At 47.7% G+C, this 20,936-nt stretch carries 14 protein-coding genes; 2 read left to right on the forward strand and 12 right to left on the reverse strand.

All coding sequences use genetic code 11. The features are described 5' to 3' along the window. Nucleotides 1-23 precede the first annotated feature (23 nt). Genes B1748_RS08555 through B1748_RS08565 form a run of 3 tightly spaced genes read right to left on the reverse strand, consistent with a single transcriptional unit; the run spans nt 24 to nt 3,451 of the window. Entirely contained in the window at nt 24-911 is an 888-nt protein-coding gene (locus B1748_RS08555) for a carbohydrate ABC transporter permease (protein ID WP_087567474.1), read from the reverse strand. A gap of 16 nt (nt 912-927) precedes the next feature. Next, complete coding sequence (locus B1748_RS08560) at nt 928-1,863, reverse strand: ABC transporter permease (protein WP_256975579.1); 936 nt, start codon at nt 1,861-1,863, stop codon at nt 928-930. A 37-nt stretch (nt 1,864-1,900) separates the two neighbouring features. Further along, a complete protein-coding gene (locus tag B1748_RS08565) occupies nt 1,901-3,451 on the reverse strand; it encodes an ABC transporter substrate-binding protein (RefSeq protein ID WP_179215480.1) in 1,551 nt (516 codons plus the stop codon). Between the two features lie 207 nt (nt 3,452-3,658). On the opposite strand from B1748_RS08565, the gene B1748_RS08570 reads away from it, so the two are divergent. After that, nucleotides 3,659-4,411, forward strand: a complete 753-nt coding sequence (locus B1748_RS08570; RefSeq protein ID WP_087567476.1) for a sugar phosphate isomerase/epimerase family protein — start codon at nt 3,659-3,661, stop codon at nt 4,409-4,411. A 136-nt stretch (nt 4,412-4,547) separates the two neighbouring features. On the opposite strand, the gene B1748_RS08575 is transcribed toward B1748_RS08570, so the two are convergent. The 9 genes from B1748_RS08575 to B1748_RS08615 all read right to left on the reverse strand — a co-directional run bounded on the left by B1748_RS08575 (nt 4,548) and on the right by B1748_RS08615 (nt 18,954). After that, the gene (locus B1748_RS08575; RefSeq protein ID WP_087567477.1) at nt 4,548-5,798 is read right to left on the reverse strand and encodes a Gfo/Idh/MocA family protein; all 1,251 of its coding nucleotides are present in this window, start codon (nt 5,796-5,798) and stop codon (nt 4,548-4,550) included. Continuing rightward, nucleotides 5,795-6,529: a 6-phosphogluconolactonase gene (locus tag B1748_RS08580; RefSeq protein ID WP_087567478.1), complete on the reverse strand. Its 735-nt coding sequence runs from the start codon at nt 6,527-6,529 to the stop codon at nt 5,795-5,797. Before B1748_RS08580 ends, B1748_RS08575 begins: the two co-directional genes overlap by 4 nt. 38 nt (nt 6,530-6,567) lie before the next feature. Continuing rightward, the gene (locus B1748_RS08585; RefSeq protein ID WP_087567479.1) at nt 6,568-7,764 is read right to left on the reverse strand and encodes a Gfo/Idh/MocA family protein; all 1,197 of its coding nucleotides are present in this window, start codon (nt 7,762-7,764) and stop codon (nt 6,568-6,570) included. A gap of 30 nt (nt 7,765-7,794) precedes the next feature. Further along, a complete protein-coding gene (locus B1748_RS08590) occupies nt 7,795-11,898 on the reverse strand; it encodes a carbohydrate binding domain-containing protein (protein ID WP_087567480.1) in 4,104 nt (1,367 codons plus the stop codon). A gap of 16 nt (nt 11,899-11,914) precedes the next feature. Then, nucleotides 11,915-14,236: a family 78 glycoside hydrolase catalytic domain gene (locus tag B1748_RS08595; RefSeq protein WP_087567481.1), complete on the reverse strand. Its 2,322-nt coding sequence runs from the start codon at nt 14,234-14,236 to the stop codon at nt 11,915-11,917. Nucleotides 14,237-14,262: 26 nt separating this feature from the next. Beyond that, nucleotides 14,263-15,870 (reverse strand): extracellular solute-binding protein, encoded by a 1,608-nt coding sequence (locus tag B1748_RS08600; RefSeq protein ID WP_087567482.1) that lies wholly within the window; start codon nt 15,868-15,870, stop codon nt 14,263-14,265. A gap of 72 nt (nt 15,871-15,942) precedes the next feature. Then, a complete protein-coding gene (locus B1748_RS08605; RefSeq protein WP_087567483.1) occupies nt 15,943-16,812 on the reverse strand; it encodes a carbohydrate ABC transporter permease in 870 nt (289 codons plus the stop codon). Next, nucleotides 16,812-17,639, reverse strand: a complete 828-nt coding sequence (locus tag B1748_RS08610; RefSeq protein WP_306299317.1) for an ABC transporter permease — start codon at nt 17,637-17,639, stop codon at nt 16,812-16,814. The genes B1748_RS08605 and B1748_RS08610 overlap by 1 nt, the downstream gene beginning before the upstream one ends. Nucleotides 17,640-17,931: 292 nt before the next feature. Further along, complete coding sequence (locus tag B1748_RS08615; RefSeq protein WP_087567485.1) at nt 17,932-18,954, reverse strand: SGNH/GDSL hydrolase family protein; 1,023 nt, start codon at nt 18,952-18,954, stop codon at nt 17,932-17,934. 204 nt (nt 18,955-19,158) lie between these two features. On the opposite strand from B1748_RS08615, the gene B1748_RS08620 reads away from it, so the two are divergent. Next, complete coding sequence (locus B1748_RS08620; RefSeq protein WP_179215481.1) at nt 19,159-20,919, forward strand: sensor histidine kinase; 1,761 nt, start codon at nt 19,159-19,161, stop codon at nt 20,917-20,919. The last annotated feature ends 17 nt before the right edge of the window (nt 20,920-20,936 follow it).

The raw sequence follows: 20,936 nt of genomic DNA on the forward strand, positions 1-20,936 counted from the left end.
TTCAGACACGCCCTAGTCTAACGTCAACCTTTGACTGCTCCGACTGTAATTCCTTTGACAAAATATTTCTGAAAAAATGGATATACAATCAAAATAGGAACAGCGCCTACTACCGCAATCGCCATCTTGATCCCGACGCTTGGCATGGCCGCCGCAATTTCTCCGGCGTTCCCGCCGGCTCCGCCGCTGGCAAGGAATTGAACATCCTGAAGCATCGTATTAAGCATATTTTGAATACTGAACAGACTCGAATCCGTCAGATAATAAAAACCGTTCCGCCAATCATTCCAATAGCCGAGCCCTATTAACAGGGATAATGTAGCGACCATTGGCACCGACATCGGCAGTACCACGCGAGCCAAAATTCGCAACTCTCCCGCACCGTCGATTCGCCCTGCCTCAATAACTTCTTCCGGGATGCTGGTCATAAAATACGTACGCATCATTATGACATAAAAGGCATTCAGTAGCAATGCAGGGACGATGAGCGCCCAAATCGTATTATCGATATTCAAATACCGGGTCCACATAATGTACGTTGGTACAAGCCCGCCGTTAAACAGCATGGTAAAAAAGACTAGAAACGCAAAGGTGTTGCGATGCGGCAAATCTCTTCTCGACAACGGATAGGAGAGCAGCACCGTAAGCATCATGCTAATCAACGTACCTGATACCGTGACGACGATCGTGATGAGGTAAGCTCGCGCAATGGTTTCTATCTTCTTAAACATATAGGCATAACTATCCAAGCCTAGTTTAGCCGGGAATAAAGAATATCCGTTACGAATGAGCGTGCTCTCATCTGTAAATGAGGAAACAACAAGCAGTACAAACGGAAATAAACAAAAGACGGTCAATGCTAGCATAATGATGTTTGCAAAAACCTGAAATCCTTTTCCATTCTCAACCATGTCGATTCTCCTTTACTTAGAATAGAGCATTCTCTTTGCTAAACCTGGTTACGAGCCGGTTCGCAATATAAACAAGCGTAAAACCTACGAGGGACTGATATACGCCTGCCGCAGAGGACATTCCCACATCGTTGAGCTTAATCAGACCGCGGTATACATATGTGTCAATGGTATTCGTTACATCATATAGCGGGCCCGAATCCATTGGCACTTGATAGAACAAACCGAAGTCGGAGTAGAAAATGGTACCGACCTGCAACAGGACGAGCGTAATGACTGTCGGCTTAAGCGCGGGTAACGTAATGTTCACAATCTGTTGCCACCGGTTCGCTCCGTCAATAACCGCCGCTTCATAGTAGCCCCTGTCAATACCAACCAACGTTGCATAATAGATAATACAGCTATAACCAAACACTTTCCAGATATGCACAATAGTCAAAATAAAAGGCCAATATTTAGGTTCGGTGTACCAGGTCAAACCGTCCAAACCTAACGGCTCCAAAATGCTGTTGTTCACAAATCCGGATTCTGAACTGAGCATAGCGAACACCAAGTAGCTGACAATAACCATAGAGATCAAATACGGCAGCAGAATGACCGTCTGGTAACTCTTTTTCCAAAACTTCGACCGAATTTCATTCAGCAGGATGGCAACTCCAATGGAAATGACCGTCCCCAAAACAATAAACAGTACATTATAACCAAGCGTATTGCGAGTAATCACCCAGGCTTCTTTCGTTTTAAACAGGTATTCGAAATTGCTTAGTCCTGCGAACGGACTGCCCAGAATGCCCGAGTTCCAGTTGATGTGCTTGAATGCAATGATGATTCCGGCCATAGGCACGTAGTTGTTGATCAGCAAGTAAAGCAAACCCGGAACCATCATTACATACAGGGGTATAAACCGTTTATATTTGTGCTTCCGTTTGTTCGTCCCAAGCGCAGCGTTCATTGATGTTCACCTTCCTCATTACCGCAAGACGACCGAATTACTTGTTCTGAGCTGCAGCCCACTTATCCAGTTGAGCTTGCTTCTCTGCAACAATATCCTTGATCCCCGCAGATTCTAATTCCTTCAAGAACACTGGCAATGCTTTCTCAGGGTCTAGCATGCCTGTCATTAATGCATCGTGGTATTTCGCCACAACATTAGAACTTGCCGTCATTTGATTACGTACTTTGCTTGAGTCGAATGTAAAGCCATATGCTGCGGATACAGCGGCTGTGTTGTTGAAATTCGTTTGTTCTTCCCAATAGTTAGCCGCATTGCCTGCCCATACATGACCAATCGTTTGGTTCGGCCACAACCAGCCGCCGCTCGGTCTGTAACCTGTAGTCGTAGCATCCAAACCTTCTGGATAATCAATGATCGATTGACCGTTTGATGCCTCGCCAATCGCAACGTAGTGCTTGTCCTTAATACCATTGATCAGCAGATTCGACAATTCTGGATCCGAGTACATCAAGTTCAACAGCTTCATGGCTGCTTCCGGATGTTTAGATCCGTTGCTGATTGCCCAAGTAGCCATTTGCACATCCGATGTTGTTTTGTATGCTGGTATAATTTCCGACACAACAATTTCAGTTCCATAGTTTCTTGTTTCCTGTACATCAAATCCAGGCTTCAAGTTCATGAATCCTCCGAATGCGCTGCCTGCTTTCATCATCGTGCCTACATTTTCCGTATTGTTGATCGCATCTTTCATGATGAGACCGTTGTTGTACCACTTGTGCATGCGAGTAATAAATTCTTTATAAAATTCGGTTTCGTACAGATTGACCACATTTAATTCCTTGCCGTAATCCATCAATACGCCAAGGTTCGTCATGTCATCCCCTAGCGTATCCCAGCCCCAGTTACGTACGAGCTCGCCGTTGGAAGGAACAACAGGGATGACGTCCGGCTCATTAGCGCGGATGATCATTAACGCTTCTTCCAATTGATCCAGCGTCTTGATATTGGCATAATCGATGTTGTACTTGTCCGCCAAGTCTTTTCTCATTTCAAAGCCATAGGCTTTGGCCAAATCACGACCCGTTGTAATGCCGTAGATGTCTTCGCCGATGCGACCCGCTTCAATATACTCCTCGCCAATCGCTTCCACCATCTCTTGACCGTACTTGTCGATCAGCTTGGTCAGCGGGATGATTTGTCCGTTGTTCGCCATCGTTGCCAGCGGAGTCATGTAGATCGGCAACAGGTCAACACCTTTGCCGGAGGACAGCATCATCGTCGTTTGCTGCACATAGTTGCCGTAAGAGATAAAGGTTAGTTCAACTTCAACATTTAATTTCTCTCTAGTTATTTTGTTGACTTCCTCCACAACTAAATCTTTGTCTTCCTTGTCGTTCGACATCATGACGACATTAAGCTTAACAAGCTCTTTTTCTCGCAAATCATTTCCTTCTTGTGCAGCGCCGTTCGTTGCATTTTGTCCTTGTTCTCCGTTCGTGCTATTGTTGTTATTCGAATTTCCGCAAGCTGCAATCAAACTCATGGTCAAAACAAGGAGAAGAACATTTGAAAGTAAACGTTTCATTAAAAAGACACCCCTCATAGTTATAGAATGAAATTAGTTTAGCAGATTAAAGTGTTTTATCTCTGTCAAAATTATGTCCTATATAATCAAAATAATGACTTGTTAGTCAATGAGACCGCTAAAACAACCTAGTAGTCGCTATAATGGGATAAGTTTCATTGAAACATATACGGTTCATCAACTAATAAAAGCGAGGGGTAATTAGCTATGACCCATTTAAAGGTAGCCTTACAACTGTTCACGCTGCGCGATTACGATAAGGGGGATTTTGCAGAAAAATTAAAAAAAGTCCGCGAGGCCGGCTATGACGGCGTAGAGTTCGCAGGTTACGACGATATTCCTGCGGAAGAGATGAAGGCGATATTGGATCGTCTGCAGCTTACTTCCATGGGAAGCCATATACGAATCGAAGAATTGCTAAACAATCTCGATGAAGTCATTGCTTACAACCAGACGATCGGTTCCTCCTACATTGTCATTCCTTATTATGAGATGACATCCGAGGAGCATGTTCAGACTTTGATCGGTATTGTCAAGGAAATAGCTCCCAAGATTAAAGCTGCGGGCATGGATTTGCTATACCACAACCATTATCATGAGTTCATTAACGACTTCGGCGACAAGCCTATCCTGGAGACTTTAAAGGAAGCAACGACCGAAGATGAGTTGAACTTCGAGATTGACATGTTTTGGACTACACATGCTGGCCGCAAGCCGGTTGAAGTGATGGAACAATTCGGTTCGCGCTGCAAGACCGTCCATCTAAAGGATATGGTAAGCAGGGAAGGCAAAGAAATGACCGAGCTCGGAACAGGCATTCTGGATCTGAGCGGCATTCTTGCAAAAGCTCAAGCATCGAACTATAAATGGGTCGTTGTAGAGCAGGATCGAATGACAATCGACGGATATGTCAGTATCAAACAGTCGCTGGATCATGTAAGGACGTTGCTCTTGAACTAAAATCGAACGGGGCTGTCCCATTAGGTCAATTTATGAACCTAATGGGACAGCCCCGCTGTTATTTGGAGTGGAGACAAGGAATTTGCCGCCCTCTATTTATGATCGATCATATCCAAGTAAGCGTCGAAGAGCCCCCCTAGTTTGATTCAAAAGCTGCAGACATTCCCCCATAGGAGTCCTCTAACAGCAACTCTCTGATCGCAACCAACCGTTTCTCTTCAATAGACAGGTTGGCGGCCGCGCCTATAATCAGCGACATCGCGCCTGCTCTGGAACCTGCCCGCTGCCCAAGCGGATCCGCCACATTGTCGGTAAATATCATTTTGCGCAAAATAGGGTCTCCGCCGCCATGGACGCCCGATGCTTTCCGACTGTGCAAGGTCATACGTTCCCCCGCGCTGTTATAAAGGCGAATTTCGTTCATCTCTCCCTTTTCGAAGCCGCTTTGATAATCCTCTGCTTCGAGCCGGCCTTTCGTACCGACGAATGTCGCCTTCCAGCCCTCGTAAGGGCTATACGCTTGCAGTGAATATGTCAACAATGTCCCTTTTGAATATTTGACGTTGACCGACATCGTATCGTAAATGTCAATATCGTCCCCGAATACACATTGGTCTCGGTAATACCCGTCCGCCTGCTCTGCTTGCTGATACATCGATCTTGTAAAGTCGCTTTGCGAAATATCATAATGAAATTCGCAAGTCGATTGATGACGGCATGTCCAGCATCTCTCGCCGCGCTCGGCTCTCGTCGGTCCATAGAACAGCAGATCGCCATTCGCGAACACGCTCTCCGGCTCGTCCTCCAGCCACCAGTTGATCATATCGAAATGATGCGTCGATTTATGAATCAATAATCCGCCGCTGTTGTCCATTTGCCGATGCCAACGCCTAAAGTAGTCCGCTCCATGGCTTTTGTCCAGCGACCACTCGAGGACAACGCTGTGAATTTGGCCTATCGCCCCTTCTTTCAGCAGTTCTTTTACTCTAACCACATAAGGCATAAAGCGGCAATTGAAGGTCACCGTTACCTTCTTGCCCGTCCTTCGCTCCGCCTCCAATATCGCCCTGCATTTATCCGCCGTCGTGGTCATCGGTTTCTCGGAAATGACATCGCACCCCGCTTCGAGAGCGCGGATAATGTAATAATCATGCAAGCTGTCCGGAGTCGTCACAATAACCGCATCCGGCTTGGCCTCCCGAATCATTTGGTCGAAATCGTCAAACACGGCGATGCCGTTGGCGGCGGAGCTTAACAATTGGGCACGGACCGGATTGACATCATACACGCCGACAAGCTCCACTTCCGTCTTTAGCTCGGCGGTCAGCGGGACGGCGAACATTTGCATCGCTCTGCCGCCTGCGCCGACGATTGCAAACTTTTTCATGCACTCAGCTCCGAGGCCGATTCCTGATCCAGAAATAAACGCCAATCCTTATGGGTCTTCAAAATGGATGCCGGTACCTGCTCGGTTATATCCTCTCTCAGAGCCAGCATAATCGCGTTCGCTTTTACTTGATAAGGTACGCAAGAAATAATCGTTTCACTGTCGAGAATTTGCCGTACCGTCATCGTAATAGCTTGCTTTGGCACCTCGTCAATTGAAGCAAACCAGCCCTCGCGCACCTGCTGGCTCTTGCACGCTTCATCCAATTCAACGACTTTATACGCAGCCGTCGTGTCAAAATCGGCAGGCGGATCATTGAAAGCGATATGAGCATTCTCCCCTATTCCGATCAACGACAAGTCGATCGGCGCTCGGCGAATCTCCCGGGTCAGCTCCGCGATATGCGCGTCAATATCCTCCGCCTCCCCATTCACGAGATAGGCTTTGGCGCGGGCAGCATAGGACAGAAATCGCTCCTGCAAATATTTACGGAAGCTGGCCGGATGTGTCACCGGCAGTCCCACGTACTCATCGAGGTGAAACATTTCGACTTTGCTCCAATCGACTTTGCATAAGGCAAGCGCTTCTAAGAACGTAAATTGCGATGCGCCGGTCGACAACACGATTCTCGCCAATCCGCGCCGTGCAATACAATCGTTAATGATCGCCGCAGCTTGCTCTGCCGCAGCAACTCCAAGCTTTCCGGCTGTCTCTGCTACTTTTGGTTTCATACTACCGTTTACCTCCATATTCGCGATATGCGTTCCTTCTACCTGACTGTTTGTTCGCTTAGCCATTTATTGGAGGGGATCAAGACGGGAAGCCCCGTCTCTTCCGATTCCGCAGCTGCAATCGCAATGGCGGCGCTGTCCCGCGCTCCTTGAATGCCCGGCATAGCTGGCAACCCTTGATGGATCAATTCTACGAAGGAGTTGACGATTTTCGTATCTCCCCCGCCATGCGATCCGGCCCTGCGCTCCGGATAATAAATGTGTTCGCCGCCATTATGCCGCTTCGTAACCGTAATTTTGAAATCCTGCTCATTATTATAGAAGCCCGTGATCTTCCCCTTGGTTCCGATAAACATAAATTCACGCGTATACTCGGGGGTGAAATGACATTCCAGATAGGAGATTCGCGCGCCATTATCATAGTCGATCAGAACAAGAGAATTATCATGCGTATCGCATTCTTCCGAATAAACGCATAAATCATCCTTCATTCGAACATTCCCGTAGTCCATTTCCAGTCCCAGCTGGTTGTCGACATAGTAATTGCAGTCAGCCGCCTCCCCGCAGTTCCGGCAGCGTTTCTCCTTTGGCGCCGTTCCCCCGAACACATCGAGCCCCCCGGAGCCATACACTCTTACCGGCGAGGCATTGATCAGCCAATTGGCCAAGTCCAGCGAGTGCGTCCCTTTCTCCAAAATCAGGCTTTTCACATATTCCTTGCGTCTCCGCGGACCATGGTAATAATAATCGCCGCCAACCGATACATTGTCCGTGACGGTGCCGATCTTGATCTCTCCAATCTCACCGGAAGAGATGATGCGCTTCATGTCCTCCATCAACGAACAGTAGCGCAGTTCAAGGCCAATCATGAATACGCGCCCCAGCCCCGCAGCCGCTTCGATCATCCGATCACAGTCTTCAATCGTTTGCGCCATTGGCTTCTCCAAGTAAACATGCTTGCCCGCCGCAATGGAAGCAAGGGTATGCTCGGTGTGCGCATGATCGTTACTGCAAATAATGACAGCGTCCAGCCCGGGAAATTGCAGGAATTCCTCAAGCGAGGTCGTCATCGGTATGTCCCCTAGCAGTTCCCTCGCCTCCAGCAGATTTTCCATTCTTATATCGCAAAGTCCCACCAGCTCGCAATCGGGATGATTGCCGAAATATTTACCTCCGAAGTACACGCCGCGCTTTCCCGTGCCTAATATGCCTATTCCAATTTTGTTTGGTTTCATGATCCTTGCCGCTTATGACGGCTCCTCCTCTCAAGGAAGTATGATTTCTTCCACATACCAGTCGTCAAACCATGCCGTACCGTCCGTGAGCTGATTCGCTTGGAAATACACCTGCAAATAATGAGCGTTCGCTCCAGGCGTGATCTCCAGCTCATAGTACGTCCAATCGGTATCGGAGCTTACCTCTTGCCAGTTGTAGGTCAGAGTGGATGTCTGGTTCTCCCTGATCTGTCTGAACCCAAACTTGACCTCCCCCGTTGTGGAATCGTTTTTCACCCAGCCGCTAAGTACGTATTTCGCTCCTGCCTGAACGGGAATAAAACCTAATGAATTAACGACGTTATACACGTTTTGACTGTCCGGCAGCAATGCAATCGCATATTGTCCACTATGCACGGTATTCTGGACCCAGCTTCCCTGACGCATAAGCCAGCCATCAGGAGTCGTGCCTGCACCTGTGCCTTGTTCAAAACCCGGGTTGTACAGCATATTATAATTAACATTAATCTGCAGCGGCACAGTCTGTACGGTGTTTCCATCCGATACAAGGATCGTCGCCAAGTATTGGCCCTCCGGCACTTCGGCCGGCAGGTATACTGACCCGGTAACGGTCATCTGTCCATTGCCGGCCAAAGTGAATACGCCAGGCAACTGCAGCGTCATCCCCGCAGGCAGCAGCCCCGGACTTAACGCAATCTGCTTATCCTCCGAATCGGTATTCGTCACGCTGATTGCAAACGAATAGTTGCCGCCCTTGTTTGTTGTAATCGACGCGGGAACAGCTTCCACTTGAACCCGGTCTATAAATTCCTCTACATAGAAATCATCAAACCATGCGGTCCCGTTCGCAGCGTTGCCCGATTCCAGGTAAACCTGCACATAACTTGCCTGGGAAGCAGCTCTAAGCTCCAGCTCATAGTACGTCCAGTCGGAATCGTCATCGACAGTTTTCCACGTATAGCCGATTGTAGACGTTTGGTTTTCTCTAATCTGCCTGAGGCCGATTCTGACCTCTCCAGTTGTGGAATCGTTCTTCACCCAGCCGCTCAGCTTATACCGGGCTCCCGGCGTTACAGGCATCAACCCCGAAGAATTAATGACATTGTAATTACTGTTAGGGTCGGGATTCAAAGCAACGGCATACTGTCCGCTGTGTACCGCATCCTGGACCCAGCTTCCCTGACGCATAATCCACCCTTCCGGCGACGAGCCTACTTCAGTCGCTTGCTCAAAGCCCGGATTATGCAGCATATTGTAATCGACAACGATCGTAAGCGGCACCGCTTGAACGGTATACCCACCTGTCTGGATCCCTATGGATGTTTCGTATACCCCTTCGGTTATCTCCATTGGCAAGTACACCGAACCGGTGACTGTCGCTTGCTCTTGTGCAGGCAAGGTAAAAGGTTGCGGCAGTTGCATCGTTATTCCCGAAGGTAGTGGACCGTTATTCAACGTGATTGGTAAATTCCTTGAAGCGTTGCTAGTCATATCCAATGCAAACGAATAAGCGCCGCCCTTATTGGTGGATATGACCGCCGGTTCTGCCGCTGCTCGCAGCAAGTCCGTATACGAATAGGCAATCGACTTCATTATAGTGACTGGGGCTCCCTTATATTCAAACTCGATCTCCAACCGAATCGGGTAACGGCCGCGTTCGATCGATGAGGCGATCTGAAAGCTGAATGCCATAGAATCGGACAATCCGCTGCCGATCTGCTGCAGCGACTGGCTTATCGGAGCCACATTAAAAGCTTCCGGCAGCAGCAAGTTGACATTTATATTTTCCGCGGAGCTTGGTGCTTGATTCGTCAAGCTTACCTGCAGTTCATTCAACTCACCTTGACCGAATATATGATTCTCGCCCAGTTCAAGATCGGCGAGTGCATAAGCGCCGGCTATAGGTCCCAGCAGCTTCTTCATTTGGTCAAGCGCATCCAGCATTTCCTGTTTCTCCGGATTCACTGCAGATGCATGAACCCAATCATTCAGATCACCCAGAATTCGCAAAGCCTTGAGCGTGTCCTTCGCTGCATCCGTCAAGCTTGGACTCACTTCTTCCAGTTCATGTTCAATCGAGGTCAATCGGGAATCCAATGCACTCATCTTGGCAATCCAATGGGAATGCGAAGATAACGCGGATGCTGCATTCCCCGCAACGATCGCTTGATCGACGGATGTCTGGAAAGGAACGATCCGATAGAGAAGCGCCTGCTCCGGCTCCATCGTCAAGATTAATTCGTCGTCAAATTCATCGATCGACGGGCGGGAATCTCCGAACAACAGCTCCGCATGATAGCCGGTCACGCCAAGCGGAACGGTTGCTTGCTGCGTTTCATCGCTGACATTGACAGCCATCACATATCGTTCGTCGCCATCTTCCCACATCGACCACTGAACGTCCCCGCTCTGCCCCTCACTAATCCTGTCCGCATCGACGACAAGACGGCCTATGACATCCAGCTCTTCCTTGAAATCCATTAGGCCAAGCCACAATGGCGAGTATCGCAACTGCCATCCTGCCTCATTAATGGAATAATAAGCGATTCCTTGCGACCCGTTGATAAAGGACTGATAGGCCATGTTTCTAACTTCCTCAATGGTTGGTAAATAAGGCCGTGTCGGCGGATTATACATCGCTTGCAGTACCGTCCACACCGGTTTATTCTCCCCGACCATCTGCTTGGCTAACGCGGTATGCTCTCCTACCAGCGAGATAGGTTGATCCGGAAGCGGATAGTAATCCGTTGCGAATATATCCGTTGATTTCGCAGTAATATCATAGGTCGCATAAGGGGCCTCGACCATATATACGGGATGTTTTTTGTCAATCGATCTTATCGTTAGATAGGCATTAATAAGCTCTTCCGAGGTTTTGCCATTATAAATGGGCTCATCCATAATCATCCATGCCAGAACGGCCGGATGGTCTTTGAATCTCGTTACAAACTCGGTGGTCATGGCCTCGTTTTCACCGACCTGCATGTTGTAATATAACGGGACCATGACCTTCAAGCCGTTAAGATCGGCGTCATCGAGCACATCTTCCAGCACATCGGCATTATTCGTCACTCTGCCCTGAACGGTGTTTACCCCTACCTCGGCCACATAGGGATAATCCGTCTGAAACACATGATAGGCGGCAATCGGAAAGAACGGCTCTTCATCCACGAGAAGCGTTCCATCCTCGCGCAGCATCTCTGGCGGATCATGACGGTAGATGGTCGATTGGGCCGTTTCAAGCACCGTATTCAAGCTGTCCAGCAGCTTGACTTCTACCCGGTAGGGCTCGTCCTTGGCCATCTGCGAAGGATCGAAGCCGAAATTCAACGGCTGCCCGGCGCTCGCCTGGGAATACGTAGCGATAGTGACGCCAGTCGATTGCCGATAGATGCGGGCTTCCGCATGCAGGTCCTCCAAAGGCTCTTCTGCCGAGAAGAACGATGCCCTGACCTGACCTTCTGTCACTTGGGAATAGTAGAAATATTGATCGGTCGCCAGCTCGATCATCGGTCTGTGCTTCAGCAGTTCGAAGGCCGCGTTGTCAAAGTAGACGGTGCCAGTGCCGTATAGCCGCAAATAGACTTTGACGAGCCCCGCTTCCAGCGGCGCCACGTCCTGAATGCTGATCCGCTGCCAATCGCCGGTAACGGAATCGCTCAGTATCGAGTGGATCGTATCGTATTCGAGCAGATGATTTTCGCTAATAATCTCATTACCCTTGTAATATTCCAGCTTGAAGCCTACCCCTGCCCCTTGCACCGAGACCCCTTTCAGCCAAGCCGAAATTTCATACGTCGCACCGGCTTCGTAGGGGATCGTTTGAACAATCCAAGGTTTCGTATTCTGCTGTGTTTGAATGGCCACGCTGTTCAATCCGGCATAGACCTCGCTGGTGGACAATGCAATCTCCGGATTTCCCCAGCCGGCCATCGCATCCCAATTAAGGGGATTACCCAAGCCAAGCTGCTCGAACCCCCCATTGCTCATTACATTGTCTCCGATATTTTGCGCCTGTGCGCGAGATGCTCCGATCAGATTCCCTATAACGAGCACTACCAAGAATCCCGTAAGGATCGCGATATCCCGGAAGCTGCCGACAATCGTTTTTCTCTTCACCGTAGTGCCAGTCACAATGAATCACTCCCACTTAAGAATAGTATGTTTCTTGCGGGTGAATCACATTGCACATTAAACCTTCGGATGACTGCGACCACTTCACATGGATGTCCCCATAGGGTGTTGGTATGGTGCCGGAGGCTTGATGGAATATCCCCTGAATTGGCTCTACTCTAAACCGCTTAAAACCCGGTTCCAGCGGTCGAATCCCCAGTATATACGCATAATAGAAGTAAATCGGGATGGCCGACCAACCATGACACAAGCTGCCCGCCAATCCGAAATCGGCCGCACCGCCTTTCGTTTCCCAGAAACTAGTTGCGCCTCGATACAGCATGCCGCCCCAATCCTCGGCAATGCTGCCAAACACAACAGTCCCGTATTGGTCCGGCTCATCCAGCAAAGCCTTGTACTTAAAGTAAGAATAGCTGAGCGTAACCGGTATGAACCCGTTGTCGGGAGCCGCCAGCTTTGCCCTCAACCGCTCTGCCGTCCCTTCGGGGCAAGCCCCGGCGCATAATGCCAAGGCTTGCGTCAATTCCGCATAATGATCCTCGCTGTCTCCGCCCAGATAGGTACGATATGCAAGCCTCTCGGCATCCCAGAACCGTTCGTGGAACGCTTTCTTCACCTGCTTGGCGATATGCAGATAATACTGCGACCGCTCTGCGCTTCCACAGTGCCTCTCCATGATCCCTGCCGCATCCAACGCCATTGCAAAAAATAAATTAAGAGGTGCGTCGCACCGAATATTCCCTTTGCTGTCGACAGCGGACTGCTTCCAATTGTGCATGCCCGGGGCCCAATCATAGAAGTTCCAGTACGCAGGATCCTCCGGCGTAACAAGCAATTGCTCCCGCATGCGATAGATATGCAGCTTCAGCATTTGATGAACATAGCCCAGCATTTGCTTTGCCTGATCCGTATTTCCGCTGTACAACAGATGCTCCTCCAATGCAACGACCCAGAGAAAGCTGAACGACGGAATGGCAATCGGCACGACCGAGGGGGCCGTTAACGTCAGGAAACCATCCTCCTTCAACCCTTCTGCCAATAGCCGGAAGGAAGCAGCCGGGAACTCGTATTCGCCGAAGCTGTAATACCCGCATAAAGCTTGATTCCGGGAGTCCATCGCATACAACGCTTGCTCGCGCCAAGGCGTATCCTCGTAATGCTCGTGCATGCATAGATGGAGAGTGCGGACGGCAATCTTCTCGATCTGCCGGTGCAGGCTGTCCGGACAATCGAATTTCCCTTTCGCTTCAACCGGATATTCAGCCGGCCTCAATCCGGCGTAATAGAGCACCAGCTTCTCCTTCACGCCGCTGATATGAAGCTGCAAATACCGGCCAGCCATTCTCTTAAAATAGTAGGTGAACATTTGCCGGCCATCCCCACACCGATATCGAACAGCAAAGTTTTTGCCGCGCGCATGGGATCGGACCCGAAGATCGTCCAGATGTTCGCCATATGCGATATCAATCGTTGTCCCAACCTCCGCCTCCAACTCCAGCTCCAGATAACCGCACTCTTCCCTCCCCAGATCCAGCAGCAGGTACAGTCCGCCATCCGCACGGAATAATTCAGGGCTTATGGCGCAACCTTCGGGCCGCGGCAGCGGAGACGGCTCCTTCTGTCCAACAATGACCTCCGGCAATCGATAGGACAAATAATCTTGCTGCATCAGCTCAGCAACCGTTGCGCCTTGAACCTCTTGACGCACATACAAGCCTTGGGACACGATATGCGCGGTGCATCGATTGTTCAGCTCAAGCTTGCGGATGGGTCTGGGGTATAACGCGGGACTCATCTCGGTCGTCCGATGCTCTGGATCATATCGCTTCCAATCCGCTTCCCGCTCATATTCAACGTCCCGCCATAAGGAGTGATTGGCCGCATCATATTCAAACGTAAATCCCAACTGATTCGTAATCTTGGGAACCGGCCCGCTCACATACGTCGGAGACACTCGATAATACGTGTCCTTCCCGCTGACAACCGTCGCACCCTCTGTTTCCAGCGCGTAGATTAACCCTGGATTTCCCTTTATATATTGAAAGCTGTCTTCTCCCTGATAGTGGGCGAGTATCGAGATGACGTTATTCCCACGCCGCAGCAAATGGCCGATCGCCAAACAATCATAGGCCTTATGGTCCGGATAATCGTCGTATTGCCCGGCATCTGCGAACGTCCCATTGATCCAAAGGACGTAATCTGAATCGACGGAAATATAGAATCCGGCATCTGTCATTGCTTGGTCAAGCACAAACTCATGACGAAATTCAACATACTGATTGACCTCATCCGGGCCGCCTTCATTCCAGATCCATACCGCGTGTTTGAAAGGTTCCATTGTTGCGGAGTTCCCCTTTTCCAACCTTATTTAACTTTTGCGTACCATTGACGTACACGATCTGTCACGACTTGTCCGCCGCTTTGATGCCATTCTTCCACAAACTTGTCGAATCTTTCGATAGGTTCATCGCCAATAATAATTTTGGTCATGACTTCCTGATATAACGTATGGTTCTGAATATCGGCGTATCCTTCGTATACACTGGACGGCACGCCTTCACCCGCTATTATCTTGGCATATGGCTGGTTGTCGATCAGAATTTGCTCTCTCTGCTGGAACAGGCTCGCGCGCTGTTCATCGACAGCCCCCCGCTCAAGCTCAAGCTGATAGAGCAGGTCTTCCAGACGAAAGATGAAATTATTTATAACCTTTGCCGAATTTTTCTCGAAGTCTTGTGGAAGAATGATTTTTTGCCCGTTTTCCACCTTATGATCAATTCCTTCAATCCCGAATATGACATCTTCCCTATTCGCAGGATCGTGGAACCAATCCAATATTTTCAATGCATTAATAATGGTTTCTTCCCCTTTATTCGCGATAACAAATTCTGGGCGGTTAATACGCGTTTGTGTCGTAAAGCCTTCGTAGCCCTCCACTTTCGGAACCGGCAACGCCGTTAACTGAACGTCCGGATTAACCTGGTAAATACTTTCTATATTCGCGTGGGTGTTCTTATTAATATGGAACCAGGAACCTACCCGGTCGGCATTAATCTTGCCCGTCCAGTCCGCTGCCTTGTTCAAGAAGGTTTCATTGTCCAGGAAACCCTTCTCGTACATCTCTCTCAAATTGACAATGGCCGCCCTCATATTCGAACTGACTCCTGAATAAGTAATTTCTCCTTCATAAAGGTCCCACATTGGAAACCCTTCCCACATGGCTACTCCGTACATGCCGAACAGAACGTCCATCCACCGTCCGAACTCTCTCCCCGAGATTGGAATTTCATCGTTGGGATCTCCGTTGCCATTGGCATCCTGGTCAAGGAACGCCTGGAATACAGTCTCAAGTTCTTCCTTTGTTTGAGGCACTTTCATGTCAACGCGATCCAGCCAGTCCTGGCGAATGAAGGCTCCGTATCCCTCATAAAGCTCTACTCTTGGGATATAATAGATTTTCCCTTCACCCGTCGGATCTGAGGTGCGCACAACGTTCCAGATATCCTCTGGAATTTGACTCCATATGTTAGGTGCGTACTCAGGCAAGTATTCAGTCAGATCCGCCAAAGCGCCTTGATTAATCAACGTACCTTCAATTCCGCCCCAAGGCAGGAACACATCAGGAAGATCATTGCTTGCAATCCGCGTATTCAAACGTTGAATGTATGAAGCGCCACCTTCCCAAGGAACCAAAGGCGAAGTATAGCCTACTCCAGTCTTCTCCACCATCCACTTCGAATAAGGAGAATCCTTTTCGATCGCATTTTTGAAATTCCCATGGTTCCCCCATACTTCGATGTACGGGGTTTCTTTCTGCGTCTCCCCTTGCGAAGAGTTTGCCGTGCCTGCCGGTGTGGCCGTGTTGTTTGTTTCATTGCCATTCGGCCCGTTAGAGCACCCTGCAATAAATAGAACCAGTACCATCATGAACATCGCCATACGGTTGATTTTGTTTCTCTTTTCATTTTGCATAAAACGTAAACTCCTCCCCTAAATCTCGATTATGGTAAACAGTTAATAATCAACTGAACAACCCGGTTCGAATTACTTGACAGAACCTAACATGGCGCCTTTCACGAAATACTTCTGTAGGAACGGGTACACGAGCAAAATAGGAATGGTTGCAAAAATAATCGTTGCAGATCGCAGCGTCTCATTGCTGTATGGCAGAATCTCTCCAAATCCGCCTGCCTCCATATCGACATTCACGATGTATTCTCTTAGTTTCAACTGCAGCGGATACAAGGATTGGTCCTCGATAAACAATAACGGAATCATAAATTGATTCCATATCCCAACCGCATAGAAAATCCCTAATGTAGCAATTACAGCTTGCGAGGATGGCAGGACGATTCGGAACAGCAGCTGGAAATATCCGCAGCCTTCCATCTGCGCAGCTTCTTCCAGCTCTTTCGGGAGCCCTTTGAAGAAGGTCCGCATAATAATCAAATTAAAAGCAGTAACCGTATAGGGAATAATTAATACCCATATCGAGTTGTACAAGCCATACGAACGCAGCGAAAGGAAGTACGGAATGATCGGATAGCGGAAGATCATCGTAATCACGATCATAAACATTAAGATTTTCGCTAATTTGAACTCATTCTTAGAGAGCGGATAGGCGAATAATGCTGTAATCAGCAGACTAAGGAACGTTCCTGCAACCGTTGCGAATAAGGTAATGAAAAAAGAACTCCATAGCGGCTCCAGACCGAGAATGTACTTCCAGGAAGCCCATGTAAATTGCACCGGCCAAAGGTAGACTTGGCCTGCCCCCACTGCATGAGGTCCGCTGAAGCTCGTGGCCAAAACTTTAACAAAAGGTATAAGCATGACGATAGATATCAATCCCAGAATGGTAGCGTTCGTATATCGAAATATCAAATCACCTCTGGATTCTCGCGACGAGATCATTACCACAGCCCTCCATCCTCTTGATATCTTTTGGCCAATCGATTGAATACGACAACCAGTACGAGTCCGATTACCGATTGGAAGACGCCAATGGCAGTCGTAGAGCTGTATTGTCCCTGAACAATTCCAACCCGATACACATAAGTATCAATCACATCTCCGACCGGATAGGTCATTGGTGTCAGCAAGTTATAAATTTGCTCAAAACTCAAATCCAGGAAATTCCCAATATTTAATAGAAAAAGAATGACTACGGTTGGCATAATTAACGGTAATGTAATATTTAACACTTGTCTGATTCGATTCGCTCCGTCCACCATGGCGGCTTCATACATTTCGGGGTTGATGCTGCTTATGGCGGCAAGCAATACTATGGTTCCCCAGCCAGCGTCTCTCCATATACTGGTTAACACCGTTATTATCCGAAAGTATGATTCATCTTGCATGAACAGGATTGTATCCAGGCCGAACCACCCACGAACGGAATTGACAACTCCCGATGAAGACAGAAAATCAAACGTGAGCCCTGCAATAATGACCCAAGAGAAAAAATGAGGGATATAATAAATCGTTTGCAGCGATCTTTTGAATACGATATTTCGAATCTCATTAAACATCAGCGCCAGAACGACCGGAACGGGAAAGACGAACACGATGTTATATAAGCCTATAATGGCTGTGTTCTTTAACACTCTCCAGAACTGAGGGTAATCAAAGAGAGCCTGGAAATGCTTAAATCCGACAAACGGACTATCCATAATTCCTTTAAAAATCAGATAATCCTGGAAGGCGATGACAATACCGGCGAGCGGAATGTACCGAAACATAATTAAGAACACGACGCCCGGCAGAACCATCACATAAAGTGGCCAATATTTTCGAATATTTCTCGCGCCCCCTCTTTTCTTTATCCTTTCATTTGAAATCGCTTTCTTAGTTTCGTGCAATCTGTTTGCCATTTGCATCATATCTCACTCATTTCCAACTCAGACTTCTCAACGGTGAACACAATTAATTGATTGATTTCAATTGTAGCTTCTGACATTCGCAATAGAAATACGACAATCTTTATCGTTTGGTAAGACAACTATTAGCTAATACAGCCAAAATCAATCACTTCTATCTGCCATGCAACAGTTTCAAAAATGCCCGCAAATAAAGCTCATGCCCATAGTCATTTGGATGATTAATATTGTTAAGCAGTAAGCTTTCCGGAGTTTTGCCGGCAGCAAGTTCTGCTTCCCACACAGCATAGGTGTCGGCTACGCCCACGTTGTACCTTACCCCCAACTCGCATAGTGCGGCAGCGTAATCAACGGTTCTCCCGCTCGTACGTTTCCAGTCTGGATTTGGGGAGCAGGGAGTAACCAAAATTATGTCACAGGAAGTTTGATCACGCAGCCATTTGATCATCGTTTCAATATTTTCTACAAATTGAGATAATGGTATAGCACTATCTTGCCCTCTAGCAGATACATTCTGATCATTCATACCGTACCCTATCGTTACTAAATCAGGTCGTGTTGGAATGACGTCGCGCTCTATCCTGGCCAAACCACCCCTGCTTGTCTCACCGCCGATTGCTCTATTAACCAAGGCGACGTCTGCTCCCAATGCAGAACCATATTGCTCACATAAATAACGCGACAACCTGCTGAAAAATGTCCATTGCTCAGCGCTTGCTTCCCCCCCTGTACTGATGCTATCACCCAATACCGTGTAGGTCGCTTGCTCGCCTGCCTGAAGCTTGGCCAACGTCTGGGGCAGAATAGAGGAGGCTATTGCAGGGTCTATTTCACCCTCATAATGTTCTGCGATGTAGTCATATTGCGCATACACCGTGTAAGCTTGATTACTATAATCAGTGTACAAGGTATGGTCAAAACGTTTGATACCATACATGGGGTGCAAGGACCAATCCGGAATACGACTGTTTGGCGTACGACTTATGACCCCGCGTTCGTAATCGACTACATAATCCACATGCTCCTTGAACATCACATGTTCATCATTCGTATTCTCCTTTACAGCATGGCTTCTGACCACAACTCCTTGACGCAAAGGCATATATCGCAGATTTAATGCTTCTTCGCCCACAAATACAAAAGACTCGGCACGTTGTTGTTTAATCATCTCACTCATCAACCTTATCCCCGTCTAAATAATTTGGATTGTCTTTCTCTGTTTAATTGTAGGCCTCGTGAAAATCGAATGAAATACGACATTCTTTATGATTTAGTACGTCATCCTTTAGATAGCGCTTTCAAACAGCCCGTACAGCCTTGTCACTCCCTACTAAATCTTCTATACTGATGCTACGCTTCAGTCCGAATGGAGAGAGTATACATGCTGCTATATGTTTGGGAGAAATTTCAATCTATCAGCTTCTTCAAAAAGTTATTCTTATACTTTCTCGTATTGTGTATCATTCCAATTCTGATTATTACTCAAACCTTATATTCGCAAGGGAAAACGACCATTCAAACCTCCACTACGGATTTCATTCAGTTGTATGTCTCACAACTGAATACAACCTTAAACAACTATATTCTTCAAATCGATTACACCTCGAGAAGCATATTCAGCGATTACAATATGATCGCGTATTTGCAAGGAGAGTCGGTTTATTCGACCGGAGAACGTATTGAAAATAATCTGTTGATTTCCCGTCAGCTCCTCAGATTTTATGACCAGCTTCCCTACGTGGAATCGGTTCAAATCATAAGTAAAGAGGGCAAACCATACTCTACTGGCAATATTAATGCGCCTACAGATTATAAATTGCTGTTGGAACAAAAATGGTTTCAGGAGATTCTGAGGGCAAATGGCGAGCTCGTTATCACGCCCTATTATGGCAAGACAACGCTTAAGGAGAAGGAGTTCGATGTGTTTACTGCAGGGCGGCTAATCAAGGATCAACAAGGAAAGATGGCCGGCGTTATCTTGTTTGAGCTCTCCTCCGCCAGTCTGATTACGATGGATAACCGTTTATTCGATATCCGCGATCAATATCAATCCCAAATTTTGGTTTACAATAAATATGACGAGCTCCTATTCGATATAAGCCCCGAATATGGCGCATCAGATCAATCCATAATCAACCGGCCCGCTGAGCTGGATAACTCGATACTAAGCATTACGGATCGTTCCTCGGCAACGGGCATTAATGTGGCCGTATTCGTCCCCGTTAAAAATTTATATAAACAACTGGAACATTATAAACGCCTATCCATTTTGATTACATTATTAATATTGGTTATTATCATTCCCGCTTCGATTTGGATCAGCTATCAAATTACAAGGCCCATTCAAAGACTCATCTATAGTATGAAACACGTAGAGCAGGGATACTATCGTCCGATCCTGGGGTCCCAGCATTCAGACGAGCTTGGTACATTAACGAAGCACTATAATCAGATGATTGTGCAGATCAAACATCTCATTGAAGATGTGTTAGCCTCCAAAATCAAACATAACGAAGCCCGTTTCCTTGCTTTGCAAAATCAGATCAATCCGCATTGGCTTAACAACACGTTAGAGTCCATTCGAATGGAGGCGCAGTTGAACAAGGCCCCTACCGTAGCCAAGATGATCCAGACACTCGGCAAGCTTTTCCAGATTGCTTTAAACAAATCGAACCGCAAAAATCAAATTCGCCATGAAATGGAGTATATAGATACCTATATTGCCCTGCAAAACATTCGATTTGACAACCGTTTTCATCTGCATGTAGAGCTTGATGAACAATTGCTCGATATACAGATTCCCAGAATTATCTTTCAGCCTTTGATAGAAAACAGTATTATTCATGGATTTCTGAGGCATGACCGTCATTATCATATTTATATTAATGGGAGTATCGGCGTTGATAGCTGTACGATCTCTATCAGAGACGATGGCGAGGGGATGACGGAAGAGGAACTGGCGTTCATTCGAACTAGTGTGCACGATCGAAGCGCCGAAGAGGAATCTACCCATTCTCTGGGCCTAAAAAATGTTGTCGAACGCCTGCAATTGCATTACGGCGAAGCATTGGCCTTTCATATCGATTCATCTCCAGGCGTAGGCACAAATATAATGATCTCCTTTCCTGTCAACCCTATCTGAATGTAAAAGGAGCCCTG

The sequence above is a fragment of the Paenibacillus sp. MY03 genome, assembly GCF_002165585.1.
GTDB classification, from domain to species: domain Bacteria; phylum Bacillota; class Bacilli; order Paenibacillales; family Paenibacillaceae; genus Pristimantibacillus; species Pristimantibacillus agaridevorans.